The 26,023-nt window shown below is 63.8% G+C and carries 22 protein-coding genes and 1 tRNA gene; 6 read left to right on the forward strand and 17 right to left on the reverse strand.

Annotated elements, in window-relative coordinates; all coding sequences use genetic code 11:
- From MHZ91_RS24775 to MHZ91_RS24785, 3 genes are all read left to right on the forward strand, one after another.
- Positions 1–287, forward strand: a 287-nt coding sequence (locus tag MHZ91_RS24775) for a hypothetical protein (RefSeq protein ID WP_239216229.1), incomplete at its 5' end; no start/stop codon positions are given.
- 369 nt (positions 288–656) lie between these two features.
- A complete protein-coding gene (locus MHZ91_RS24780; protein WP_239216196.1) occupies positions 657–1,397 on the forward strand; it encodes an SOS response-associated peptidase in 741 nt (246 codons plus the stop codon).
- Positions 1,398–1,518: 121 nt separating this feature from the next.
- Entirely contained in the window at positions 1,519–2,115 is a 597-nt protein-coding gene (locus MHZ91_RS24785; RefSeq protein ID WP_255810589.1) for a PIN domain-containing protein, read from the forward strand.
- A 128-nt stretch (positions 2,116–2,243) separates the two neighbouring features.
- Here MHZ91_RS24785 and MHZ91_RS24790 read toward each other — a convergent pair whose 3' ends face one another.
- The 6 genes from MHZ91_RS24790 to rpsO all read right to left on the reverse strand — a co-directional run bounded on the left by MHZ91_RS24790 (position 2,244) and on the right by rpsO (position 9,419).
- Positions 2,244–3,749 carry a tripartite tricarboxylate transporter permease gene (locus MHZ91_RS24790; RefSeq protein WP_175137244.1) on the reverse strand — a complete coding sequence of 502 codons (1,506 nt, stop codon included), beginning with the start codon at positions 3,747–3,749 and terminating at the stop codon, positions 2,244–2,246.
- A 10-nt stretch (positions 3,750–3,759) separates the two neighbouring features.
- Positions 3,760–4,182 (reverse strand): tripartite tricarboxylate transporter TctB family protein, encoded by a 423-nt coding sequence (locus MHZ91_RS24795; protein ID WP_175184167.1) that lies wholly within the window; start codon positions 4,180–4,182, stop codon positions 3,760–3,762.
- Between the two features lie 559 nt (positions 4,183–4,741).
- Positions 4,742–5,959 carry a threonine ammonia-lyase gene (locus MHZ91_RS24800; RefSeq protein WP_218344865.1) on the reverse strand — a complete coding sequence of 406 codons (1,218 nt, stop codon included), beginning with the start codon at positions 5,957–5,959 and terminating at the stop codon, positions 4,742–4,744.
- Between the two features lie 13 nt (positions 5,960–5,972).
- Positions 5,973–6,698, reverse strand: coding sequence for a hypothetical protein (locus tag MHZ91_RS24805; protein WP_175123107.1), 726 nt, complete (start codon positions 6,696–6,698; stop codon positions 5,973–5,975).
- Between the two features lie 198 nt (positions 6,699–6,896).
- A complete protein-coding gene (pnp, locus tag MHZ91_RS24810) occupies positions 6,897–9,059 on the reverse strand; it encodes a polyribonucleotide nucleotidyltransferase (RefSeq protein ID WP_175137241.1) in 2,163 nt (720 codons plus the stop codon).
- A 90-nt stretch (positions 9,060–9,149) separates the two neighbouring features.
- Positions 9,150–9,419: a 30S ribosomal protein S15 gene (rpsO, locus tag MHZ91_RS24815; RefSeq protein ID WP_006223612.1), complete on the reverse strand. Its 270-nt coding sequence runs from the start codon at positions 9,417–9,419 to the stop codon at positions 9,150–9,152.
- A 314-nt stretch (positions 9,420–9,733) separates the two neighbouring features.
- Here rpsO and MHZ91_RS24820 point away from each other — a divergent pair, with 314 nt between their 5' ends.
- The gene (locus MHZ91_RS24820) at positions 9,734–10,252 is read left to right on the forward strand and encodes a hypothetical protein (protein WP_175123109.1); all 519 of its coding nucleotides are present in this window, start codon (positions 9,734–9,736) and stop codon (positions 10,250–10,252) included.
- 67 nt (positions 10,253–10,319) lie between these two features.
- On the opposite strand, the gene pssA is transcribed toward MHZ91_RS24820, so the two are convergent.
- From pssA to MHZ91_RS24840, 4 genes are all read right to left on the reverse strand, one after another.
- Positions 10,320–11,093 (reverse strand): CDP-diacylglycerol--serine O-phosphatidyltransferase, encoded by a 774-nt coding sequence (pssA, locus tag MHZ91_RS24825; RefSeq protein WP_105237630.1) that lies wholly within the window; start codon positions 11,091–11,093, stop codon positions 10,320–10,322.
- A 208-nt stretch (positions 11,094–11,301) separates the two neighbouring features.
- The gene (ilvC, locus tag MHZ91_RS24830) at positions 11,302–12,318 is read right to left on the reverse strand and encodes a ketol-acid reductoisomerase (protein WP_056568560.1); all 1,017 of its coding nucleotides are present in this window, start codon (positions 12,316–12,318) and stop codon (positions 11,302–11,304) included.
- 73 nt (positions 12,319–12,391) lie between these two features.
- Complete coding sequence (gene ilvN, locus MHZ91_RS24835) at positions 12,392–12,883, reverse strand: acetolactate synthase small subunit (protein WP_006223608.1); 492 nt, start codon at positions 12,881–12,883, stop codon at positions 12,392–12,394.
- A gap of 12 nt (positions 12,884–12,895) precedes the next feature.
- Complete coding sequence (locus tag MHZ91_RS24840; protein WP_279971975.1) at positions 12,896–14,665, reverse strand: acetolactate synthase 3 catalytic subunit; 1,770 nt, start codon at positions 14,663–14,665, stop codon at positions 12,896–12,898.
- A gap of 417 nt (positions 14,666–15,082) precedes the next feature.
- On the opposite strand from MHZ91_RS24840, the gene MHZ91_RS24845 reads away from it, so the two are divergent.
- The gene (locus MHZ91_RS24845) at positions 15,083–17,308 is read left to right on the forward strand and encodes an FUSC family membrane protein (RefSeq protein WP_175123111.1); all 2,226 of its coding nucleotides are present in this window, start codon (positions 15,083–15,085) and stop codon (positions 17,306–17,308) included.
- Positions 17,309–17,433: 125 nt separating this feature from the next.
- On the opposite strand, the gene yaaA is transcribed toward MHZ91_RS24845, so the two are convergent.
- The 3 genes from yaaA to MHZ91_RS24860 form a co-directional block, all read right to left on the reverse strand.
- Positions 17,434–18,207 (reverse strand): peroxide stress protein YaaA, encoded by a 774-nt coding sequence (yaaA, locus tag MHZ91_RS24850; RefSeq protein ID WP_175123112.1) that lies wholly within the window; start codon positions 18,205–18,207, stop codon positions 17,434–17,436.
- Between the two features lie 15 nt (positions 18,208–18,222).
- Positions 18,223–19,005: a 3-hydroxybutyrate dehydrogenase gene (locus MHZ91_RS24855; RefSeq protein ID WP_239216198.1), complete on the reverse strand. Its 783-nt coding sequence runs from the start codon at positions 19,003–19,005 to the stop codon at positions 18,223–18,225.
- A 99-nt stretch (positions 19,006–19,104) separates the two neighbouring features.
- The gene (locus tag MHZ91_RS24860; protein WP_239216200.1) at positions 19,105–20,340 is read right to left on the reverse strand and encodes a cation:proton antiporter; all 1,236 of its coding nucleotides are present in this window, start codon (positions 20,338–20,340) and stop codon (positions 19,105–19,107) included.
- Positions 20,341–20,575: 235 nt separating this feature from the next.
- Here MHZ91_RS24860 and MHZ91_RS24865 point away from each other — a divergent pair.
- Positions 20,576–20,666 (forward strand) — tRNA-Ser (locus MHZ91_RS24865).
- Positions 20,667–20,741: 75 nt separating this feature from the next.
- On the opposite strand, the gene MHZ91_RS24870 is transcribed toward MHZ91_RS24865, so the two are convergent.
- The 4 genes from MHZ91_RS24870 to MHZ91_RS24885 all read right to left on the reverse strand — a co-directional run bounded on the left by MHZ91_RS24870 (position 20,742) and on the right by MHZ91_RS24885 (position 25,999).
- Entirely contained in the window at positions 20,742–22,358 is a 1,617-nt protein-coding gene (locus tag MHZ91_RS24870; protein ID WP_281359591.1) for a methyl-accepting chemotaxis protein, read from the reverse strand.
- Between the two features lie 371 nt (positions 22,359–22,729).
- Complete coding sequence (locus tag MHZ91_RS24875) at positions 22,730–23,347, reverse strand: flavin reductase family protein (RefSeq protein ID WP_175123116.1); 618 nt, start codon at positions 23,345–23,347, stop codon at positions 22,730–22,732.
- Positions 23,348–23,350: 3 nt separating this feature from the next.
- Positions 23,351–24,313 (reverse strand): carbon-nitrogen hydrolase family protein, encoded by a 963-nt coding sequence (locus tag MHZ91_RS24880; protein ID WP_175137234.1) that lies wholly within the window; start codon positions 24,311–24,313, stop codon positions 23,351–23,353.
- 33 nt (positions 24,314–24,346) lie between these two features.
- Entirely contained in the window at positions 24,347–25,999 is a 1,653-nt protein-coding gene (locus tag MHZ91_RS24885; RefSeq protein ID WP_239216202.1) for an MFS transporter, read from the reverse strand.
- Between the last annotated feature and the right edge of the window lie 24 nt (positions 26,000–26,023).

Below are 26,023 nucleotides of genomic sequence, written 5' to 3' on the forward strand. Positions count from 1 at the left end.
GCTTTCTGTCCGGTCCCTACAAGCACCGCACCGCGCTGGACGAGGTGGTGCAAATGATGGGCGGGCTGGGCTTCATGGCGCAAAGTGTCGTCCGTAGTCCCGCCGCGCAGGGATCGGGGTTTACCCGCCCGCCGGTCCGGTTCCCGTCGCGATTACCCTTTCCCAGCGCGCGCCGCCAATATCCCCGCTGCCAAGGTGGTATAGTCTCGCCCGCTGCCGGCCCCTCGCGGGACGCGCATCGCCCGAGTGGTGAAATTGGTAGACACAAGGGACTTGAACAAATTTGAGCCCTCTGGAGGAAACTCCAAAGGTGAAGCCCGTCAAACTCGGCGAAGGCCCTGGACCCGTTCCGCGCTAACGCCGAGCCAAGCCCCGATGACATATCGGGGAAGGTGTAGAGAGCAGACGGCGGGCACCTAAGGCCGAAAAGGCTATGGTGAAGGCGTGCTCCAGACCACGAACAGCAAGCCTGTGCTGGCGGCGAAAGCCGAAGTGGTAAGAAAATCCCTCGGCCTCGCGGCCGTACCGGTTCGATTCCGGTCTCGGGCACCACCCCTCGCATCCCCTCACGCTGGACAAATCGCACGCCCACACGGCAAGCTTGGATACCCCGGAGGTGCCACACCGCGCCTCCCCGTCATTCCGGGAGCCCGTGCATGTGTTCGCACTACCAGACGCTCAAGGACGCCGAACTGCTGTTGCAGAAATTCGGCGTGCGCGCCAAGCCCGCTGCCATCGGCAAGTACGACATGTGGCCCCGCTACGAAGGGGTGTTCGTGCGGCGTCCGCCTGAGCATGACGCCGGCGACGACGCCGTTCCTGATCGTGAGGCCGTGGCGGGCCGCTGGGGACTGATCAGCGCCATGACGCGTTCAGGCGGCCTGGAACGGGCAAGCAAGCTGTCTACCTTCAATGCCCGCGCGGAGACCGCCGCGGGCTCGTACACGTTCGGCAACGCCTGGCGCCGCGCGCAGCACTGCATCATTCCTGCCGACGCGATCTTCGAGCCGGACTGGACGTCCGGCAAGGCCGTGGCCACCCGCTTCACCCGCGCCGACGGCAAGCCATTGGGCATCGCGGGCTTGTGGGACCGTTATCGCGATGCGGCCGGGCATTGGCAGGAGAGCTACACCATGCTCACCATCAACGCCGACAACGATCCCCTGTTCAGCCGCTATCACCAGCCCAACACGGAAAAGCGCATGGTGGTCATCCTGCCGGAAGGCGCCTATGGCGATTGGCTGACCGCATCGGCCGCCCACAGCCGCGAGATGCTGGTTCCGTTTCCGGCAGACATGCTGACGGCCACCCCCATGGCCCGACCCGTCCTCAGCGGTACCCAACAGGGTCCCGACGACCGAAACCTTCAGGTGCCGGACGACCTCCTGAACAGATAACCCGCTCGGCAGACCACAGAAAAAACCACTATTCTTCTGCCTCGCCTCATATTTCCCGCCCGCCCGGCGACCCTCGCCGCACCATTCGCGCGCGTTGCCCGGGCCAGCGACCGAACCGATCTTGACCTGCCTCCCCGCTTCTCCCCCGTTCATCGTCCTGGACGCGTGCGTTCTCATGTCCGGCATCCTGCGCCGCCTGTTGCTGCGCCTGGCCGAGGCCGGCGTGTTCCAGCCCGTATGGACCGAGCGCATCGGCGAGGAATGGCGCCGCAACGCCTGCCGCATCTGGGACATTCCGCCGGAGGTGATGGCGGAATTCTGGGCAGACATGAACGCGCGGTTTCCGGCGGCCATGGAATCGGACACGCAGGTCTATGAAGCGTCGCTGCGCTACAGCGATCCGAAGGATTTCCACGTGATTGCGGCCGGGTTGGCGCGGCGCGCGCGCTGCGGGCTGCCTCAGACGCCGACCGTGCAGGTGCTGACGTGGAATCTGAAGGATTTCAATCGTTCCGAGCTGCGACGCCAGGGGCTGGACGTCTACAACCCGGACCGGATGCTGGTGCAGTGGTGGCACGCGGGGTCTGAAAACATGCAGGACGCGATTGCGCAGATTCCCGCCGACTACGTCGCGCTGGGCCGCGAGCCGGAGCCGCTGACTGCAACGCTGCATCGTGAACGGCTGTACGGTCTGAAGAACCTGGTGGCGCGTCAATAGACCGCTCGGCGATGAAAGCGGCGGCAATAAGCCGGCGGAAATAAGGCAGGCAATAAGAAGCCGCCAATAAAAAAGGGGCCTGGCCGGCTTTCGCCGAACCAGACCCGGAGCCAACCGTAACCGTTACGTCAATCGACCTCGACGAAAGCCTCTTCGCGCTTCTTGCGCAGCGCGGGCATCGCAACCAGCACCAGCAGGATCGCGGCAAGCGCCAGCAGCGTGGCCGACAGCGGGCGCGTGACGAAGGTGGAGAACTCGCCGCGCGACAGAAGGAGCGCCCGGCGGAAGTTCTCTTCCATCATGGGCCCCAGCACCAGGCCGAGCAGCAGCGGGGCGCCTTCGCAGCCAAGCTTGCTCCACACGTAGCCGATGATGCCGAAGATGGCGAACATGAAGATGTCGAAGGCGTTGTAGTTCAACGAATACACCCCGATCGTGCAGAAGACCAGGATCGCCGGGAACAGCATGCGGTAAGGGACGCGCAGCAGCTTCACCCAGATGCCGATCAGCGGCAGGTTCAGCACCACCAGCATCAGGTTGCCGATCCACATCGAGGCGATCAGGCCCCAGAACAGCTCGGGGTGGCTGGACATGACCTGCGGTCCCGGCTGGATATTGTGGATGGTCATCGCGCCCACCATCAGCGCCATCACCGCGTTGCCCGGGATACCCAACGTCAGCAGCGGAATGAAGGAGGTCTGCGCGCCCGCGTTGTTGGCGGATTCGGGACCGGCCAGCCCGGCGGGGTGGCCCTTGCCGAAGCGCTGCGGCTCTTTCGAAAGCTTCTTTTCCAACGTGTAGGACGCAAACGCCGACAGCACGGAACCGCCACCCGGCAGGATGCCCAGCGCCGAACCCAGCGCCGTGCCGCGCACGATGGCGGGCGCGGCCTCGCGGAATTCCTGGCGGCTGGGATACAGCGAACCGACCTTGTCGGTGATCTCGACCCGGTTCTCCTTGAGCTCCAGGTTGCTCATGATTTCCGACAGACCGAAGACGCCCATGGCGACGATGGCAAAGTCGATGCCGTCCTGCAGTTCGGGGATGCTGAAGTCATAGCGCGCCACGCCCGAGTTCACGTCGGTGCCCACCATGCCCAGCAGCAGGCCGAGCAGGATCATGCAGATGGCCTTGGGCAGCGAGCCCGACGCCAGCACCACGGCGCCGATCAGGCCCAGCGCCATCAGCGAGAAGTATTCGGCCGGGCCGAACGCGAATGCCACTTCGGCCAGCGGCGGCGCGAAGGCGGCGATCAGCACGGTGGCGACGCTGCCCGCGAAGAACGAGCCGATGGCCGCCAGCGACAGTGCGGCGCCCGCCCGTCCGTTTCTCGCCATCTGGTGCCCGTCCAGCACGGTCACCACCGCCGAGGTCTCGCCCGGCAGGTTCACCAGGATGGCTGTCGTCGACCCGCCGTACTGCGTGCCGTAGTAGATGCCGGCCAGCATGATGAGGCCGGCGGTGGGCGGCAGCACGTAGGTGATGGGCAGCAGCATGGCGATGGTCGGCACGGGACCCAGCCCCGGCAGCACCCCGACCAGCGTGCCCAGCAGGCAGCCGATGAATGCGTAAGTCAGGTTTTCGGGGGTGAAGGCCACCGAGAAACCCAGCATCAGGTTTTGAAGCAATTCCATGTCCGGTACCTCAGTTGGTCAGCACGCTGGGCCACAGCGGAAAGATCAGGCCCAACCCGCGAATGAACGCGAGGTAGGAGAACGCCACGAGGAACAGGCCGTTGGCGACGGCAACCTTCCAGTTGAATTCGTGGCTGGCGACGCTGCTGATCAGGACAAGCAGGAACACCGAGAGGTACAGGCCGAGATAACGCAGGGAAAAGCCGTACAGGAACACGGACCCGACGACGAGAAAAAGAATGCGGAAGTCATAGCGGCCGATCGTCGTTTTCTCGGCGCGGGGGGACAAGGCGCTCATCAGCACCGTCGCACCCATCAGCGCCAGCACGATGCCGAGCCAGAACGGAAAGTAACCGGGGCCCATGCGCGCCGCGCTGCCCATGGAGTATTGGGTGGCCTGCAACGCAAAGCCTCCCCCCACCACGATGAACATGACGCCAGACCAGAAATCCTGTCTGTTTCTTATCAATCTGCTTTCTCCCTAATCCGTCGCGTCCCGGAAATCCTGACTTCAGACGCGCTCATTTCTCTTTCAACGCAGCCGCTTTGACGGGCGGCAACGACATGAACGCGGGATGGTAAATCGTGGAACGACATATCTCCTATGGGTATCAACCATGACTTTGTGGGGGATATCCCTAGACCGCCGGATGGACGCAATTGGGCATCTTGGCACCTGCAGGAAGGGTCACAAATCCGCGAAATTGGCTTAAATAGCCGATTTTTCAGGTGAGTTAGCCGTTAGAGGAAAAGTTCCATACAGAATGGATGCAAGCCTGCGGAGAAATATTCAGATGCATTTTTTGCAGGATCTGGAGCGGGAAATCCGTCACCGGCGAGGCCCTGCCGGGACTCGCACCTGATGCTCGCAACGCGGCGTCCACGAACGCGCCGCCCATACAAAAACGCTCCGGCCGAAAGTTCGGCCGGAGCGACAGTTTTCTGACAGCAGATTGAAAGAATGGGGCCGCATCACGATGCCGCCCGGGCGGTCAATGATCGTGATTGCTGGCCGCAAACCCGGCCGCGTTCAGGATGTCGATCACTTCCTGGATGTGCTCGGGACCGCGCGTCTGCAACACGAAATCCACCTCGACATTGCGCACGGGCAGCGATGTGAACGCGCGTTGGTGGTGCACTTCCGTAATGTTGGCCTGCGCGTCGGCAATCAGTTTGGTGGCATGGGCCAGCGCCCCGGGCAGGTCACGCAGGTCGACGCGGATCCGCGCCAGCCGCCCGGCCCGCACCATGCCGCGCTCGATCAATTCGCCCAGCATCAACGGGTCGATGTTGCCGCCCGTCAGCACCAGCCCGATGCGCTTGCCCTTGTAGCGGTCGCTGCCCTCTTCCTGCGCGCGCAGCAAGGCGGCCAGGCCCGCGGCGCCGGCGCCTTCCACCACGGTCTTTTCAATTTCCAGCAGCACGACGATGGCGTGCTCGATGTCCGCTTCGCTGACCAGTTCGATGCGGTCAACCAGTCGTTGCACGACGGCCAGCGTCAGGTCGCCTGGCGATTTGACGGCGATGCCCTCGGCGATGGTGTACTGCCCCGGCGGCATGGTGACGCCCTTGACGGCCGCGTACATGGCCGGAAAGCGCTCGGTCTGCACGCCCACGATCTCGATGCCGGGGTTCACGGCCTTGGCGGCGGTGGAGATGCCGGAGATCAGCCCGCCGCCGCCGATGGCGATGACCAGGGTGTCCAGCTTGGGCTGGTCTTCCAGCATTTCCAGGGCGACGGTCCCCTGCCCCGCCATGACGGCTTCGTCGTCGTAGGGGTGGATCATGATGAGGCCGCGTTCGCGAGCCAGCTCGTAGCCACGCGCCTTGGCATCGTCAAAGGTGTCGCCTGCCAGAACGACCTCGGCGCCGAAGCGCCGCGTGTTGGCGACCTTCACCGTCGGCGTGAAGCGCGGCATGACGATCACCGCCGGCACGCCCATGCGCTGCGCATGGTAGGCCACGCCTTGCGCGTGGTTGCCCGCCGACACCGCGATCACGCCTTTGGCGCGCTCCTCGTCCGACAGCGTGAGCATGCGGTTCAGCGCCCCGCGCTCCTTGAAGGACGCGGTGAACTGCAGGTTCTCGAATTTCAGCCAGATCTCGGCGCCGAAAATGTCGGACAGCGTGCGGGACAGGGTGAACGGGGTCTTCAGGACCTGGCCGCGCAGCTTTTCGCGGGCGGCCTGAATGGATGCGATATCGATCACGATGGAAATCCGGTTAACGCACAGGCAGGAAATTGAACAGCAAAAGGCCCTGGGCGTAGTTGATGCCGATGCGCCGGGAGTTCTCGCCGAGCAGGTTGGCGATCAGGTCCAGCCGGCCGATGATGGCGCCGAACTCGCGCTCGAAGCTGAGATTCGTGGCGGTCGGGGAAATTTCGTTGGCCAGCAACAGCAATTCGCCCTGGTTGTTGCGGCGCGTGGCCAGCAGCCAGGCCGCGGCCTCGACATTCCGTGCGGCATTGTAGACCCGCTGGCCGTCCAGGGCGTCTGTCGCGTACAGGCGCGTCTTGCCGTTGTGCGCCGCGATGATGGTGTCCGCAAGCCCGTAGATGAAGGCGCCGACCCGGTCGCCCGGATAATTGGGATCCAGGGCGACTGCCAGGATCTGGATGTCGCGCAGCCCGCTCAGATCTCGCGGCGGCACGCGGACTTCGATGGAATGCTTGACGCGGTTCACCGCCGTGGCCAGGTCCGGCGCACCGGTCTTACGCCATTCCCGCGGATTGCGGCGGTACAGCTTGTCCAGCAACGAATACAGGCTGGTCAGGTTGTCGCGTACCTCGAGCGTGACCGTCCGGTTGAAGTCCGTCTGCGCGAACTGGTCCGCCGTCATGTCCTCGCCCTTGGGGCCACGCTGGCCCGCCCCGGGGGGCGACATGCAGCCGGTCAACAGCGCCGCCAACAGCGCTGCGGTGACTGCGGTTATCGGCCACGCCGTCATGCCTTGTTCATCCGTATGCCCCCTTCGATCAAGCGTGAAGCGCGCCATTGCACCCGGCGGCGCGTCTCTCGCGCAAGACTTTACAGGAAGGCGGACGAACTGGGGAGCAGCGACCCATCCCCCTCACGTTCAGCCGCGCCAGGCAAAAAAAACGGCGCCTCGGATGAGGCGCCGCTTTTCAATCAGGAGGCTGCAGGCTTATTCAGCTTGCGGTTCCGATTGGGGGGCAGCTTCGGGAGCGGCAGCGGCTTGCTGCTGCTCGATGCCACCGATTGCCTTGATGGACAGGCGCAGACGGCCCTTGTCGTCGGCCTCGATGACCTTGACGCGGACTTGCTGGCCGACCTTCAGCACATCGTTGATGTTCGCGATGCGGTAGTTGGCGATTTCGGAGATGTGCAGCAGACCGTCGCGGCCCGGCAGCACTTGCACGATGGCGCCGAAGTCCAGCAGACGCAGGACCGAGCCTTCGTAGATCTGGCCCACTTCGACGTCGGCGGTCAGCTCGACGATGCGGCGCTGGGCTTCCTTGGCCTGCGCTTCGTCGACGCTGGCGATCACGATCGTGCCGTCGTCGGAGATGTCGATCTGCGTGCCGGTTTCTTCGGTCAGCGCGCGGATGGTGGCGCCGCCCTTGCCGATCACGTCACGGATCTTCTCGGGGTTGATCTTGATGGTCAGCATGCGCGGCGCGAACGCCGACAGCTCGCCGCGCGAACCGTCCAGGGCGTCCTTCATCTTGCCGAGGATGTGCAGACGGCCTTCGCGGGCCTGGTCCAGCGCAACCTGCATGATTTCCTTGGTGATGCCCTGGATCTTGATGTCCATCTGCAGTGCGGTAACGCCGTTTTCGGTGCCCGCAACCTTGAAGTCCATGTCGCCCAGGTGATCTTCGTCGCCCAGGATGTCCGTCAGCACGGCAAACTTGCCGCCGTCCAGGATCAGGCCCATGGCCACGCCGGCCACGTGATCCTTGATGGGCACACCAGCGTCCATCATGGCGAGCGAGCCGCCGCAGACCGAGGCCATCGACGAGGAGCCGTTGGATTCGGTGATTTCCGACACGAGGCGGATCGTGTACTGGAAGTCTTCCGGAGCCGGCAGGAGCGGCACCAGCGAGCGCTTGGCCAGACGGCCGTGGCCGATTTCGCGGCGCTTCGGCACACCAATGCGGCCGGTTTCGCCGGTGGCGAACGGAGGCATGTTGTAGTGCATCATGAAGCGGTCACGGTACTCGCCCATGAGCGCGTCGATGATCTGTTCGTCTTGCTTGGTGCCCAGCGTGGCCACGACCAGCGCCTGGGTTTCACCACGGGTGAACAGGGCGCTGCCGTGCGCGCGGGGCAGCACGCCCAGACGCACGCTGATCGGACGGACGGTGCGGGTGTCGCGGCCGTCGATGCGCGGTTCGCCGTTCAGGATCTGGCCACGGACGATGGCCGATTCCAGCGAGAACATGATGTTGTCGACCGTGACGGCGTCGGGAGCCGATTCGCCCTTTTCGGCAGCGGCGGCAGCCAGCTTGGCCGACACCTCGGCCGACACTTCACGCAGCTTGGCGGTGCGGGCCTGCTTTTCGCGGATCTGGTAGGCGGCGTTCAGGCCTTCCTGGGCGGCGGCGGTGACCGCGGCGATCAGGGCCTCGTCCTTGGCGGGAGCCTGCCAATCCCAATCGGGCTTGCCAGCATCCTTCACGAGGTCGTGAATGGCGTTGATGACGGTCTGCATTTGCTGGTGGCCGTAGACCACGCCGCCCAACATGACTTCTTCGGACAGCTGGTCAGCTTCCGATTCGACCATCAGCACGGCGTTTTCCGTACCGGCGACAACCAGGTTCAGCTTGGAGGACTTCAGTTCCGATGCGGTCGGATTGATGGTGTATTGACCATCGATGTAACCCACGCGCGCGGCGCCGATCGGGCCATTGAACGGGATGCCCGAGATGGCCAGTGCGGCCGAGGCGCCGATCATGGCGGCGATGTCGGGATCGATTTCAGGATTGACCGACAGCGTGTGCAGGACCACCTGGACTTCGTTGTAGAAGTCTTCAGGGAACAGCGGACGCAGCGGACGGTCGATCAGGCGCGACGTCAGCGTTTCCTTTTCGGAGGGCTTGCCTTCGCGCTTGAAGAACCCGCCCGGAATACGGCCGGCGGCGTAGGTCTTTTCGATGTAGTCGACGGTCAGCGGGAAGAACGTCTGACCCGGCTTGGCCTTCTTGGCAGCCACGACGGTGGCCAGGACGACGGTGTCCTCGATCGACACCACAACGGCGCCGGAGGCCTGGCGAGCGATTTCGCCAGTTTCCAGGACGACCGTGTGCTGGCCGTACTGGAACGATTTAGTCACTTTGTTGAACATGACGATTATTCCTTACAAATGAAAAACCGTGGCCGCTGCGACATGCGTCGCACCGACCACGGTTGCGTCATGGGGAGCCAGCCCCGTCGATCACTTGCGCAGACCGAGTTTTTCGATCAGTGCGCGGTACGAATCGGGATTGCGGCCCTTGAGATAGTCGAGCAGCTTGCGGCGACGGCTGACCATACGCAGCAGACCGCGGCGCGAGTGATGATCCTTCATGTGTTCTTTGAAGTGACCGGTCAGCTCGTTGATACGGGCGGTGAGCAGAGCCACCTGAACTTCGGGGGAGCCGGTATCGCCCTGAGCGCGTTGGAATTGCGCAACGATATCGGATTTCTTGATGTCAGCTACAGACATTGATGACCTCTTCGGACATGCGACAGGGCCGAGGCGCCCTGACGTGGTTTGGAAAATTTTGCGCGAGCCAGGCTTGAATTCGCTTTCTCACTGCTGCCATTGGCGGGATCGGGCAGGACCGGCACATGAGGCTTGGCGCCATGTTGCGGGTACTGCGACAAGCCGCCGGCGGCTGGCGCAAAGGATCTTGCAGAATCAATACATTTGATAAAGCTCGGCGATTATAGCTGATTCGCTAGAATTACCCCAGCAAGAAGACCGGGCCCGCCGCGAGGGCCGGCCAAGCCGCAGTGCGCACCCGAAGGAGCATGGACATGATCAGCTTATACAGAACGGCCCGCGTGACCCTGGCCTCGATCGCACTGGCCGGACTGGCCGCCTGCGCCAACATGACCGAGGTGCCGCCCGGCACCCCGCTTTCGCAAGTTCAGGCGCAGTTCGGCGCGCCCAACTTCGAATGTCCCCAGGCCAATGGCGGCCGCCGGGTGATCTGGACGCAGCAGCCCATGGGCCAGTACGCCTGGGGCGCGAACGTCGGTCCCGATGGCCGGGTCGACCGGGTGATGCCGCTTCTGACCGACGCGCACTTCAAAGTGCTGGAGACCGGAGATTGGGGGCCGGATCGGGTGCGCTGCGAGTTCGGCCCGCCAGCTCGTATCGAACAGGCTGGCCTGGGCGAAAAGCGCGAGGTCGTGTGGTCGTATCGCTATAAGGAAAACAGCGTCTGGAATTCCCTGATGTACGTGTACATGAGCCGCGACGGCAGCAAGGTCACCCACTTCCATCCCGGACCGGACCCCATGTACGACGACGACCGGTTCAACTTCTGGTAGCACCACCCGGAACAAAAAACCCGCCAATCTTTGCGATGGCGGGTTTTTTGTTGGCGGCGTCTGGACGTCAGGACGAATGACCGCGGCGCTCCTGCTGCAGGCGGCGCACCTTGTTCCAGCGCCACAGCCAGGTGACCCAGCCCGACAGGCCGTACAGCACGAACAGGCCGAACAGGACAACGGGAGGATCGCTGGACACGAACACGAACACCGCAACGACAAGCAGGATGCCCCAGAACGGCACGCTGCGGCCCAGGGCGAAGCTCTTGCCACTGAAGAACGGCGCGTTCGACACCATGGTGATGCCGGCGTACATGGTCAGCGTGAACGCCACCCAGGCCATCAGGCTGTCATGGATGGGCAGTTTGTTGTCCACGGCCAGCCAGACGAAACCCGCCACCAGCGCAGCTGCGGCCGGGCTGGGCAATCCCTGGAAGAAACGTTTGTCCACGACGGCGATATTGGTGTTGAAACGCGCCAGCCGCAACGCCGCGCCGGACACATAGACGAAAGCCGCCAGCCAGCCCCAGCGGCCCAGGTCGTTCAGGATCCATTCATACATGACCAGCGCCGGCGCCACACCGAACGACGTCATGTCGGACAGCGAGTCGTATTGCTCGCCGAATGCGGACTGCGTGTTGGTCAGACGGGCCACCCGGCCGTCCATGCCGTCCAGCACCATGGCGACAAAAATGGCGATGGCGGCGACTTCGAAGCGGTCGTTCATGGCCTGCACAACGGCGTAGAACCCGGCAAACAAAGCGGCGGTGGTGAACGCGTTGGGGAGCAGGTAAATGCTCCGGTGGCGGTTCTCGGAATCGCGCATGGAAAAATTGGGCATGGTCTCAATAACTTACGACGGACTTTGAAAGGTTAACCTATCTGGCCCTGCTTGCGGGCTATAGCAAGGATCGTGCCCGGCCCCATTTGGCTTCAAAGCGCCCAAATGGCTGCGAAAAGCCCAAAAAATAAGAAAAAAGCGGCATGCCCATGAAAGGCATGCCGCTTCGATCCTGACCGGCGGGGCAACGCCCCGCCTGCCGTGGGGATCAGTTCTTGGACTTGTCCACCAGCTTGTTGGCGGCGATCCAGGGCATCATCGCGCGCAGCTTGCCGCCCACTTGCTCGATCTGCGATTCCGCGTTGATGCGGCGGCGCGAGGTCAGGGTCGGGGCGCCGGCGGCGTTTTCCAGGATGAACTTCTTGGCGTATTCGCCGGTCTGGATGTCCGTCAGGCACTGGCGCATGGCCTTGCGGGTTTCGTCCGTGACGATCTTCGGGCCCGTTTCGTACTCGCCGAATTCGGCGTTGTTCGAAATCGAGTAGTTCATGTTGGCGATGCCGCCTTCGTAGATCAGGTCGACGATCAGCTTCAGTTCGTGCAGGCACTCGAAGTAAGCCATTTCGGGCGCGTAGCCGGCTTCCACCAGCGTGTCGAAACCGGCCTTGATCAGTTCGACGGTACCGCCGCACAGCACGGCCTGTTCGCCGAACAGGTCGGTTTCGGTTTCTTCGCGGAAGTTGGTTTCGATGATGCCGGCACGGCCGCCGCCGTTGGCGCTGGCGTACGACAGGGCCACGTCACGCGCGGCGCCCGACTTGTCCTGGTACACGGCCACCAGGTGGGGCACGCCGCCACCCTGCTTGTACGTGTTGCGCACCGTGTGGCCGGGGGCCTTCGGGGCGATCATGATGACGTCGATGTCTTCGCGCGGCACGACCTGGCCGTAGTGCACGTTGAAACCGTGGGCAAACGCCAGGGCGGCGCCCGCCTTGATGTTGCCGTGGACTTCGTTGTTGTAGACCGAAGCGATGTTCTCGTCGGGCAGCAGCATCATGACGATGTCGGCCGACTTGACGGCTTCCGCGACTTCCTTGACTTCCAGGCCGGCGTTGGCGGCCTTGTTCCACGAGGCGCCGCCCTTGCGCAGGCCGACGATGACCTTCACGCCCGACTCATGCAGGTTCAGCGCGTGCGCGTGACCTTGCGAACCGTAGCCGATGATGGCAACGGTCTTGCCTTTGATGAGGGACAGATCGCAGTCTTTGTCGTAGAAAACTTTCATGTTGTGCTCCAGATTCCAGTATTTGGATATTCGTTTGATTCAGATGTAGGGTGAGGCAGGCCTGGAAGGCCGGTCAAATCTTCAAAATCCGTTCACCGCGTCCGATGCCGGACACGCCGGTGCGCACGGTTTCAAGGATGGCACTGCGGTCCAGGGCCTCGAGGAAGGCCTGTACTTTTTCCTGCACCCCGGTCAATTCGATGGTGTAGGACTTGTCGGTGACGTCGATGATGCGGCCGCGGAAGATGTCCGCCATGCGCTTCATTTCCTCGCGTTCCTTGCCGACGGCGCGCACCTTCACGAGCATCAGCTCGCGCTCGATGTGGGCGCCTTCGGTCAGGTCCACCACCTTCACGACATCGACCAGGCGGTTCAAATGCTTGGTGATCTGTTCGATGACCTCGTCCGAACCGGTCGTGACGATGGTCATGCGCGACAGCGTGGAATCCTCGGTGGGCGCCACGGTCAGGGTTTCGATGTTGTAGCCCCGCGCCGAAAACAGGCCCACCACGCGCGACAGCGCGCCGGGTTCGTTTTCGAGGAGGACGGAAATCACGTGCTTCATTGCGGGGCCTCCTTACAGGTCTTCAGAGCCGAGCAGCATTTCAGTCAGCCCGCGGCCGGCCTTGACCATCGGCCACACGTTTTCGGTGCGGTCGGTGATGAAGTCCAGGAAGACCAGGCGCTCCTTGTGCTTGCCGAACGCTTCGCGCAGCGCCGGTTCGACGTCGGCGGGACGCTCGATGCGCAGGCCCACGTGGCCATAGGCTTCGGCGACCTTGACGAAATCGGGCAGCGAATCCATGTACGACTCGGAATAGCGCGAGCCGTAGTCGATCTGCTGCCACTGGCGCACCATGCCCAGGAACCGGTTGTTCAGGCAGACGATCTTGGGCGTCAGGCGGTACTGGTGGCAGGTCGACAGTTCCTGGATGTTCATCTGGATCGAGGCCTCGCCGGTGATCACGGCGATGTCCTTGCCCGGATTGGCCATCTGCACGCCCATGGCGTACGGCAGGCCCACACCCATGGTGCCCAGGCCGCCGGAGTTGATCCAGCGGCGCGGCTTGTCGAACTTGTAGTACTGGGCGGCCCACATCTGGTGCTGACCGACGTCCGAGGTGACGAAGGCGTCGCCGCCGGTCACTTCCCAGAGCTTTTCCACCACGTACTGCGGCTTGATGACCTCGTCCGAGTTGGCGAACTTCAGGCATTCCTTGCCGCGCCACGTCTCGACCTGGTCCCACCATTTGGCGAGCGAGGCCGGCTTGTGCTCGGCGGCGGCGATCTCGAACTGCGCGCTGAGATCGGCCAGAACGTCCTTGACGTTGCCCACGATCGGGACATCCACGCGCACGCGCTTGGAGATCGACGAGGGATCGATGTCGATATGGATGATCTTGCGGGCGTTCTGCGCAAAGTGCTTGGGATTACCGATCACGCGGTCATCGAAGCGGGCGCCGATGGCAAGCAGCACGTCGCAGTGCTGCATGGCCATGTTGGCCTCGTACGTGCCGTGCATGCCGGGCATGCCCACGAACTGGCCGCTGCTGGCCGGGAAGCCGCCCAGACCCATCAGGGTGCTGGTGCAAGGCGCGCCCAGTTGCGTCACGAGCTTGTTGAGCTCGGGCGCGGCGTTCGACAGGATGACGCCGCCGCCCGTGTAGATCATAGGGCGCTCGGCGGCCAGCAGCATCTGCACGGCCTTCTTGATTTGTCCCTGGTGGCCCTTGTTGACGGGCGCGTAGGAACGCATCGAGATCTCGCCCTTGGGCGGCACGTACTTGCACTGCGCGACGGTGATGTCCTTGGGGATATCCACCAGCACCGGACCGGGACGGCCCGTGCGCGCAATATAGAACGCGCGGCGCATGGTTTCGGCCAGGTCCTTCACGTCGCGCACAAGGAAGTTGTGCTTGACGCAGGGACGCGTGATGCCGACGGTGTCGCATTCCTGGAAAGCGTCTTCGCCAATGGCTGCAGTGGGCACCTGCCCGCTGATGATGACCATCGGGATGGAGTCCATGTAGGCGGTGGCAATGCCGGTGACGGCATTGGTCACGCCCGGACCGCTGGTCACGATGCAGACGCCGACCTTTTGCGACGAGCGCGAGTAGGCATCGGCCGCGTGCACGGCAGCTTGCTCGTGACGAACCAGGATATGCTGGAATTTGTCTTGCTTGAAGATTGCGTCGTAGATGTAGAGCACCGCGCCGCCAGGGTAGCCGAAAACGTGTTCCACGCCTTCATCGGCCAGGCAGCGCACGACGATATCGGCGCCATTCATTTCCATGTTGTAGTTCCTTTCAAAACCGGCCCTGCAACCCTGACTGCTGCGCGCCCGGATACGGCGGCAACTGAACCCATACCGGTTACGACAACATGATCCGGCGCTTAGCGGCTCACGGAGCCACGCCACCCGGACACCTTGCCGACCCGGCACACGCTCGACAGAACGCAGTGCAAACGCCCCTGGGGGACGCTGGAGGTCGAAATGGAAGCCTTGGCAACACACGCTTGTGGCGCGGCCAACGGCAGGTGAGACTTGCTGCACAACGGCTGGGATGTGACCCTGGCCGTTCGCATCAACGCTCCGGTATCGGATAGGCAGACCGAAGCAAGTGGAGCAATTTACCGCGTTGCGTCAAAGGTGGCAAATCGGCTTTTGCCGACCGTTGCGTGGAAGGTTCGGTCACTATCCGGCCCCAAAACGCGCGATGCCCTCTCTATACTTGTTGCGTCGTCCAGAACCGAGCCGCCGCCCATGGATTTACGCATTGCCAGCATTCGCCGCTTTCTCTATAGCCACTACTTCTTCGGAGGGGTGCGCCAGGGGGTCGGCATGCTGTTGCCCGTGCTGGTGCTGGGCGGCCTATTCGGCAATTACACGACCGGGCTGGTGGCGACCTTCGGCGCGCAATGCCTGGCCATCATCGACCAGCCGGGCGGTCCGCAGCGGCACCGCACCAACGAAATGCTGGGCGGCGCGGCGCTGGGCACGATCACCGTCATCATCACGGGGCTGGCGTCCTCGCATCCGGTGCTGATCTGGCTGGCCGTCATTGCGCAATGCTTCGTCTATTCGATGTTCACCGTGTTCGGCAAGCGCGGCGGCCTGATCGGCTTTGCGGGCCTTCTGCTGATGACGCTGACCATGCACTCGCCGCTGGCGCCGCAAGAAGTGCTGGCCCATGCCGCCGCCACGCTGGGCGGCGCGCTGTTCTATGTGGCGTTCAGCCTGGGGTTTTCGCGCCTGTTCTGGCTGCGTGAAGAGCAACAGGCCATGTCCGTCGCGCTGTTTGCCACCGCCGACTACGTGGCCGCGCGCGCAAACTTCTACGACGAAACCGCCGATCTGGACGAGGCCTACCGAAACCTGATCCAACGCCAGTCCGTCATGACCGAAAAGCACCAGGCGGCCCGCGATATGGTGCTGCGCGCCCTGCCCCGCGGCAAAGGCCTGGGCGACCGCCAGCGCGTGATGATCTGGAACATGTTCGTGGACATGCTGCAGTTGCTGGACACGCTGGTTGCCACGCATACCGACTACGCCGCGCTGCGCCGCACGCTGGCCGGCAACGACTGCCTGATGTTCATGCGCGACGCGCTGGTGAAGATGTCGCTGGAACTGAACCGCATCGCGCTGGACGTGTCGCGCGGTCGCAAGGTGCAATACCGAAGCAGCGCCAAGGCGGAGCTACGCGCCATCGAGTACGAGATCGAGCAACTCAAGCAGCAAGGCCTGGGCGAACGCGACCCGGAGATGCTGGCGCTGATAGTGCAGGTGCTGCGGCGCCTGCGCAATTCGGCGCGCATCGTGGACCGGCTGGCCGATCACACGGCGGCCTCGCCCGACGCCAAGCCCACCGACGTGCTGCGCATCAACAAGTCGCTGACGCGGTTCATTTCGCGCCAGGAATTCCGCTTTGGCCTCTTGACCAGCAACCTGCGGCTGGATTCCCCGCACTTCCGCTATGCGCTGCGCGTGACGGCCGCTGCCGCGATCGCCATGACGCTGGCCAGCCGCTGGCTATCGCCCGAGTTCTCGGCGCACAACTACTGGATCATGCTGACCATCGTCATCATCATGAAGCCTGGCTTTGCGCTGACGCGCCAGCGCAATGGCTGGCGGCTGATGGGCACCCTGATCGGCTGCATCGCCGCGCTGCTGCTGTTCAACGTGACCGACGAGCCCAGCGTCCTGTTCGCCGTCCTGCTGGGCGCCTGCATCATGGGCAACAGTATGGTGCAGCTCAACTACATGGCCAGCGCTATTTTCAATACGCTATTCGTGGTGCTGGTGTTCCATTTCGTGTCGCCGGGCACGGTGTCCATGTCGGTGATCGGCGAACGCGCCATCGACACGCTGCTGGGCTGCGCGCTGGCGCTGGTCTGCAGCTACATCCTGCCGTGGTGGGAGGCGCGTTACCTGAAGCCGCTGGCTTCGGCCGCGACCCGCGCCAACCGCGAGTATCTGCTGGCCGGCCTGCGCTACGTCGAAGCCATGCAGGCGCACGGCGCGCCCGTGGGTGCGGCAGCCACCGACACGCCCGCCGTCACCGACGCCGACCTGGCCTGGCGCCTGGCGCGCAAGAACGTGCACATCGCCTTCAGCAATTTCGCCGAGGCGTTCTACCGCATGATGAGCGAGCCCAAGTCGCATCAAGTGGACGTGCCGGAGCTGAACAATCTGTTGATCCAGAACCACGTGCTGGCCTCGCAAATTACCGCGGCAATTCCGATTCTGGCGGCGCTGCCCGCCACGCCCGAGCCGGTCCGGCAGGCGCTGGACGGCATGACCGTGCTGCTGGATGAAAACAGCCCGCGCGTGCCGCTGGACCTGCCCACGCAATTCGACACTGCGGGCGATCAGGCTGCGCTGGTCTATCCCGTGAAGCAGATGCTCAAGGCCACGCACATGATCCGCCAGGAACTGCAGGCGCTGGCCGATCCGCTGCATGCGCCGCCGGTGGCGGCCGCGGCGTCGTAAGCCGCCGTCCGTCGATTCGACGGGCAAAAAAAATGCCAGCCTGGCGGAGATGCCAGGCCGGCATTTTTTGTGAAAGGGCGAGGTCCCAACCAGGTGTCTGACACCTTCCCCCGCCGCCGACTTCGTCAATCTAGCTTGCGGCGAAACACCAGCTTGTCCGCCGACGACGCCGACGCGTCGTACGCGTAGCCTTCCAGATCAAACCCCTGCAGCCCTTCCGGCTTGGCAACCTTGTGCTGGATGGCGTAACGCGCCATCAGGCCGCGCGCGCGCTTGGCGTGAAAACTGATGATCTTCCAGGCGCCGTTCTTCCAGTCCTGGAACACGCATTGCACCACCCGCGCCTTCAGGACCTTCTGATCGACGGACTTGAAGTATTCCTCGGAGGCCAGGTTGATGACGACCGGCGACTTCTGGCTGGCCTGGCGCTCGTTCAGGTAGTCCGCGATGGTGCTGCCCCAGTACTCGTACAGGTTCTTGCCCTTGGGGTTCTCCAGCCGCGTGCCCATTTCCAGGCGGTACGGCTGCATCAGGTCTAACGGGCGAAGCACGCCGTACAGGCCGCTCAGGATGGCGACGTGCTCCTGCGCCCAGTCGAGCTGCTTGGCCGACAGGGTGGCGGCGTCCAGGCCTTCGTAGACGTCGCCATTGAAGGCCAGCACGGCCTGGCGCGAGTTGGCCTGCGTGAAGCTGCGCTTCCAGTGCGCGTAGCGCTGGACGTTCAGCTCGGACAGGGCCGGGCTCAGGCTCATCAGGTCCGAGATGTCCTCGGCGGTCTTGGTCTTCAGGACCTTGATCAGGCCGGCGGCCTGATCCACGAACATCGGCTGGGTATGCGTCTCGACGTGCAGCGGCGAGTCGTAGTCCAGCTTCTTGGCGGGGGAAAGCAACAACAGCATTCAGAAATTCCTTGTTTAGCGCGCCGTCCAGCCGCCATCGACGGAGACGGTCGTGCCGGTGATTTGCGCGGCGGCGTCCGAGGCCAGGAACACGGCGGTGCCGCCCAGTTGTTCCGGCGTCACGAATTGCAGCGACGGCTGCTTTTCGCTGAGCAGGTCGCGGGCAGCGGTTTCCTGGTCCACGCCGTTCGTTTCAGCCAGCGCGGTGATCTGCTTTTCGACGAGCGGGGTGCGCACCCAGCCCGGGCAGATGGCGTTGGCGGTGATGCCCTGCCCGGCCGTTTCCAGCGCCGTGACCTTGGTGAATCCCACGACGCCATGCTTGGCGGCCACGTAGGCCGACTTGCTGGCCGATGCCACCAGGCCGTGCGCGGACGCGATGTTGATGATTCGGCCCGAACCCTGCTTCTTCATGTGCGGCAAGGCGGCGGCGGTGCCGTGGAACACGGCGGACAGATTCAGCGCCAGGATGGCATCCCACTTTTCGGCCGGAAAGTCTTCGATCAACGCGGTGTGCTGGATACCCGCGTTGTTGACCAGGATGTCGATGCGGCCAAGCTCGCGGACGGTGTTTTCGACCAGCTCGCGCACGGCCGCGCCCTTGGAGAGATCCGCGCCGTCGTAGATGACCTTCACGCCATGCTTGGCGGCAAGCTCCGCGCGCAGCTTCTCGATTTCGGCCGCGTCGCCAAAACCGTTCAGGACGATATCGGCGCCCTGCTCGGCGAAGGCCGTGGCGATACCCAGGCCGATCCCGCTGGTGGAACCGGTGACAAGCGCTACTTTTCCTTTGAGCATGAGCTTTCTCCTGTGAGCTGGCGTGGGGAAACGAAACGGGCTTCAAGTGTAGCTGCCCGGCAAGCCGCCAATCATGCCATGCCCTTACCCGCTGCGGGGTCAAGCGGTGGGCGGCTTGTCCGAGGAGGACGACGGCGCGGCGTCGGCAGACGGCGCAGTGTCCGTGACCGGCAACGCGTCCGTCACAGGCAGGCCCGCCATGCCGCCGTATTTCTCCGGCACGCGCTCTAGCACCTTGATCAGCACCGGCACCACGCCCATCGACACCGCGACGATCACCGACAGCACGTCGCGCTGCTCCAGGTTCACCAGATGGTTGTCCCAGGCTTCGTTGAAGATGGCGAAGCTGAACTCGCCGCCCTGGGCCAGCACCAGCGCAAACAGCAGCCGGTGATAGCGCGGCAGCCCCAGAAAGCGCGCGAATCCATAAAGGATGACGGCCTTCACCGCCAGCAACGCCGCGACGCCCGCGCAGATGAACATCCAGTGATGGGCCACGACCTTGAGGTTGATGGACATGCCGATGGCCACGAAGAACAGGCCCAGCAGCAAACCCTTGAACGGGTCGATCGCTTTTTCCAGTTCATGCCGGTAGCGCGATTCGGCCATCAACACGCCCACCAGGAATCCGCCCAGGCCCGCCGACAGGCCCGCGTAGTCGAACAATTGAGCTGCGCCCACCACCATCAGCAGCGCCGCGGCGGTAAAGAGTTCGTTCAATTCCGCCTTCGCCGCCCAGCCCAGCAGACGCAGCCGGTAGGCCAGCGCCACGACCGCCACGGCCACCAGCGCTTCTTTGAAGGACGGTGCGGAGGTCCCGTCCGAGCCCAGCAGGCCGGCCGCGACCAGCATCGGAATCGCCGCCATGTCCTGGAACAGCAGCACGCCCAGCGCCGAGCGCCCCAGCGGCGTGCGCGTCAACTGACGCTCGTCCAGCAACCGCAGCGCCACCGCCGTGGACGACAGCGCCAGCGACAGACCGCACAACACCGCCGCCTGCCACTCCATGCCCGCCAGATGCCGCAGCGCCGCGCCGAACACCACCCCCAGCAGCAGGCCGCAGATCAGCATCTGCAGGGTGCCCAGGATGAAGACTTCGTTGCGCATCGCCCACAGGCGCTTGGGCGACAGTTCCAGCCCGATGATGAACAGCATCATCACGACGCCCCACTGCGACACGCCGATCATCGTGTCCACGTTCGTGACCAGCTTGAAGCACGACGGTCCGACGAGAACGCCCGCGATCAGGTAACCCGGAATGGCGCCCAGCCCCAGTCTTTGCGTGATGGGCACGCAAAGCACGGCCGCGAGCAGAAGGATGAGGATGAGGTCCATGGAATGCGCAGAGGGCGGAATGGGGTGAATTCTGGCCAAAGATTGCGCCGACTGAAAGCCGGATGAAACCCGCTGTGGTCCTTTTACCCGTTCTTTTTTCCACCCCTTTACACAAAAGAAAAAAATCCTGTAGAATTGCGGGCTTCGCTGCTCCGACAACGAAGATCCTTCCGACCAGGGATCTTTTAGTGAAGTCTTGTTAAACCGAGACTTCACCGATGCGGAACCCAGCCACGGAGAGGTGGCAGAGTGGTCGAATGTACCTGACTCGAAATCAGGCGTACGGTATCCCCGTACCGTGGGTTCGAATCCCACCCTCTCCGCCAAGTATTGAAGAATGAAGCCCCTGAGAAATCAGGGGCTTTTTTCTTTGCACGGCATATTCACGCCGTGCCGCATGCTCAATAAGCAGCCAACCGCAACGACGCCTGCGACCCGCCGGCCTGGACGGACGACACCGCCTCGACCGCCAACACCCGCTCCGCACCGCCCGGCAACCTGAACGCGCTCACCGCCCGCGTCAGATCCGCCGACTGATCCTGCATCGAGCCCGCAGCCGCCGCAGCCTCTTCCACCAACGCCGCGTTCTGCTGGGTCACCTCGTCCATCTGCGACACGGCACGGTTGACTTGTTCAATGCCATCCGCCTGCTCGGCCGAGGCCGCCGCGATTTCGCCCATGATGTCGGTCACACGTTGCACGGAACTGACGATCTCCTGCATCGTCGCGCCGGCGCGTTCGGCGCTGCCCGAGCCCTGACCGATCTTCTGCACGGTGTCTTCGATCAGGACCTTGATCTCCTTGGCGGCCTGGGCGCTGCGCTGCGCGAGCGTGCGCACCTCGGCGGCCACGACCGCAAAGCCCTTGCCCTGCTCGCCGGCACGGGCGGCTTCCACTGCGGCGTTGAGCGCCAGGATGTTGGTCTGGAACGCGATGCCGTCGATCACCGACACGATGTCCGAGATCTTCACCGAGCTGGCGGAGATCGCGTTCATGGTGCTGACGACTTCGGACACGGTGGCGCCGCCGCGCGATGCGGTTTCCGAGGCCGCCGCGGCGAGCTGGTTGGCCTGCTTGGCGCTGTCGGCGTTCTGCTTCACGGTAGACGACAGCTGCTCCATCGAGGCGGCGGTTTCCTCCAGCGACGCAGCCTGCTGCTCGGTGCGCGAGGACAGGTCGGTGTTGCCTGCCGCGATCTCACCGGAGGCGGACGCGATGCTGTCCACGCCGGTGCGGATCCGGGCGACCGTGCTGGCCAGGTTGGCGTTCATGGATTCCAGCGCCGCCATCAACTGGCCGATCTCGTCGCGCGAGCGCACGACGATGGTGCTAGTCAGGTCGTTTGCCGCAACCGTGCGCGCGACGCGCACGGCGTCGGACAGCGGACGGGTGATGCTGCGCGTCAGCAGCACGGACATCAACAGGCCGCAGACCACCGCGATGGAGCCGATCACGATCATCCACAGATTCGCGTTGCCGTAAGACGCTTCGATTTCTGCGGCGCGCGCGTCGATATCGGCGCGCTGCAATTCGGACAGGCGATTGATGTTGTCAATGAACTGGCGCGTCGCGGGCAAGAACTCCTGCGTGAAGATCTTGTTGGCGGCGTCCACGTTGCCTTCCTGCTTGGCCTTGAAGATGCCGTCGCGGGTGCGAAGGTATTCGCTGCGCGCCTTGCCAATGCCTTGCCAAAGCACCTTTTCCTCGTCGCTTTCGATCAAGGGCTCGATCTTCTGCTGCAAGGCCGACGAGTTGCGGGTCGATGCCGCGGCTTCCTCGGCGAAGAAGCCTGCCAGGCTGGCGTCGGCACTCTTGGCGATGGCGGTGGTCCGGGTGACGCCCGACTGGATGTTGCGCGCCCAGTCGTTGATCAGGCGTTCCTTTGTGAGGGATCGCTGCGTCAGCGTTTCGACCGATTCGTTGATGTTGGCCAGGCTGACCAGCCCGACAATGCACATGACCATGATCATGGCCAGCAAGATGGCGAAACCACCCGCAAGGCGGGTTCCAAGCTTCATGTTTTTCATACTGCCTCCGGCGACTTCCAGGGCGGTGTGAATGCGTGCTCGGGCGGATGCCTTGGCGGCGGAATTGCGCCGCCGCCAATTCAAGCCAGATGCTCGCAAGCCCCTGGTTATCCGCCCCCAATAATGGTGTCCGTTGTGTCTGAAATTGCCGGCGGAGAATTCGGATTTTCGAGGGTTCTCGCGACGGTCGAACGGATGCTAGCAGTCCGGATTTGGGCGGCATCGGGGGAAATGAAGGCGTTATTGACGCAACCTCCTCGCATTGCCTTAAAGGCGTCGGCAGCGTTGTAAAAAAGCCGCTATCGCTGACCGAATCAACGGGAAAACCCAGGCAAGAAAAACGGCCCGAAGGCCGCGGAAACTCAGGTCGGCGACGTCGGCCGCGCAAGCTGGAAGGTGTCCGTACTGCGCGCGTACCAGCCGCCGCCGTGCATGCGGGCAATAAGTCCCAGCGCCGGCGTATCCACATGCCCGCGTTCGGCGTCCCGCACATAGGCGTCTTCGACATGCGCGCCCAGCACGCGCCCGATAACCACAATCTGTCGCGGACCGGTCACCACCGTTGCCTGGCTGACACACTCCAGCGACACCGGACTGCCCTGGATGCGGGGCGGTCGCACATGGGTGGCGGGCAGCGCGGTCAAACCGGCCGCGGCCATTTCGTCCACGTCCGCCGGGTAGTCGGCGCAGGTCTGGTTCATCTCGCGGACCAGGGATTCCGGCACCAGATTCACTACGAACTCACCGTTCTCGATGATGTTGGCGCCGGTGTCCTTGAATTCCCCGCCAGCATGGCGCATCAGGCCGATAGCGACCGTCGGCGGCTGATGCCCCATCACGTTGAAGAAACTGAAGGGCGCCGCGTTGACGACGCCTTTGCCCGACACGGTGGTGACCCACGCGATCGGACGCGGCGTGACGGTCGAGGTGAGGATGTTGTAGACCGTCTGCGCCGGCAAGGCGTTGAAATCAAAATGCATCGATCATGCCTCCTGCTGCCCGGCGGCGGCGCCGGTGGCCGAGACCGCGCGCTTTTCGCGGGTGTCCACCTGAAGCTGGAAGACGTCGGGGCGGGCGTAGTGCCCGGACACGTCGAAGTCGTACTTGCCGCGCAGGATCTGGTTGGGTTCGATGTCGGCGTACAGGATGGTCTCGTCCGAGAAATCCGGACCGGCCAGCACCTCGCCCAGCGGACCGATGATGGCGCTGCCGCCGCGCATCAGGACCGTGTCCGGCGCGTCGCCCAACGCGCATTCGAAGTCCTCGGGGTAGGCGCTGCGGCGCAGGTGCTGGCACGCGGTCAACACGTAGCAGCGCCCTTCCAGCGCAATGTGGCGCATGCTGGGCACCCAAGTGTCGCGATCGTCCGCCGTGGGTGCGCAATACAGCGCGACGCCCTGGCTGTACATGTACATGCGCAGCATGGGCATGTAGTTTTCCCAGCAGATCACCGCGCCGATCTTGCCGTAGGGGGTGTCGATGACGGGCATGGTGGACCCGTCGCCGAAACCCCAGATCAGGCGTTCCCCAGCGGTCGGCATCAGCTTGCGATGCTTGCCCGCCAGGCCGGCCTGGCCGTTGAAATACAGCACGGTGCAGTACAGCGTGCCGCCGTCGGCCTCGATGCAACCCATCACCACGAAGCTGTCGGTGTCGGCCGCGGCCTGCGCCACCAGCGCGACCTCCTCGCCGTCCAGGCGGATGGCCTGCTGATGATAGGCGGCAAAGGCGTCGCGGCCTTCGGGCTTGCGCATCCCGATGGGAGCGCCGAAGGAATTGCCCTTGGGATATCCCCCCAGGAAGGCTTCGGGAAACACCTGTACCCGGGCGCCCTGCTCGGCCGCCTGCCGGATCAGCGCGGCGGCCTTTTCGGCGCAAGCCATGCTGTCGGTGGGAATGGACGCCGCCTGGATGACGGCGGCCTTGAAGGTCTTTTGCATGGACATATCTATGCTCGCTTCCTTTTCGTCTCGTTGTTGTCAGTGGGCCGGATCTTCGTCGATGGCCTTCGCACGCGTGTTGGGCAGCAGCAGGCTGCCGATGACGCCCACGACCACCATCACCGCCACCGGGTACATCAGGCCGCCGAAGATATTGCCGCTGGCCTGCGCCAGGTACGTGGCGGTAAAGGGCACGATACCGCCAAAAATGCCCGCGCCGATGTGATACGGGAACGACAGCGCCGTGTAGCGGATGCGCGCCGGGAACAATTCAACCAGATAGGACGCGACCGGGCCATAGACCATCGCGACGACGGCCGTCATCAGCACCAGGATCAGGATGATCGTGGCGCGGTCGATGCGCGCGGGATCCGCCTTCTCCGGATAGCCGGCCGCCGTCAGCGCCTTGGCGTAGGCCGCGCGGTCAAAGCCGTTGACGGTGGCGCCGCCCACGCTCATCGCAATTTCCTGCCCCGGGATCGGCGCGGCATATTCAAAGTTGATGCCCTTGCCGACCAGGAATTTCTTGGCCTGCACGCACACCTTCTTGTGGTCGGCATGGCTGCCGATCATGGCGGCCTGCAATCCGAAGTCGCACGCGCCGCCGCTGGTGTCGGCATGCACGCGGACCGGCGTGGTCTGCATGGCCTGCGCCAGCGCCGGATTGCCGGCATTGAGCAGCACGTTGAACATCGCGTGGTAACCCACGGCGCCGATGAACAGGCCGGCCATCATGATCCACTTGCGGCCCATCTTGTCCGACAGCCAGCCGAACAGCACGAAGGTCGGCGCGCCGATGATGAAGCCGATCAGGATCAGCCGGTAGACAGTGGTCTGATCAAGCTGCACGGCCTGCTGCAGGAAGATCATCACGTAGAACTGCCCGGTGAAATAGGTGCCGCCCTGGCCGGCGGTCACGCCGATCAGCGCCAGCAGCACGAGGCGCAGGCTGGGCCATTGGCCGAACGTTTCCTTGACCGGGTTCTTCGACAGGCGGTTCTGCTGCTTCATGCGCGTGAAGACGGGCGATTCCTGCAGCTTGGCGCGCACGTAGATCGAAATGGCCAGCATCACGATCGACAGGATGAACGGCAGACGCCAGCCCCACTGGCGGAAGTCCTCGGCGCTCATCGAGGCCTGGACGAGCAGGATGACGACCAGCGACAGGATCAGGCCGGCCGACGAGGTGATCTGGATCCATCCGGTCAGGAGCCCCCGGCGCCGCGGTTCGCAGTGTTCGGCAACGTAGATCACCGCGCCGCCGTATTCGCCGCCCACCGCCAGGCCCTGCACGACCCGCAGCGTCAGCAGCAGGATCCAGGACAGGTGGCCCGCCGTCTCGTAGGTGGGCAGGCAGCCGATCAGCACGGTGGCGCCGCCCATCATGACGACGGTGATCAGGAAGGTGTATTTGCGGCCCAGCTTGTCGCCCAGATAGCCGAACATCACCGCGCCCAGCGGCCGGATGATGAAGCCCACGGCCAGTGCGCCCAGGGCGGCCAAGAGCGCGACGGTGGGGTTGTCCTGCGGGAAGAGGACCTGGCTCATGAAGACAGCCAGCGTTCCGTAGATGAAAAAGTCATACCACTCGAACAGCGTGCCCAGCGTCGAGGCGACCACGACCTGACGTTCTTCCTTGCGGCTCAGCGTCGGCCCGGCGTCGAGCCTGGGCATTGCGACATTTGCTTCCATGCTTGCTTTCCCCTGTCGTTTTAG

Source organism: Achromobacter sp. ACRQX, assembly GCF_022346505.1.
GTDB lineage: Bacteria > Pseudomonadota > Gammaproteobacteria > Burkholderiales > Burkholderiaceae_B > Achromobacter > Achromobacter animicus.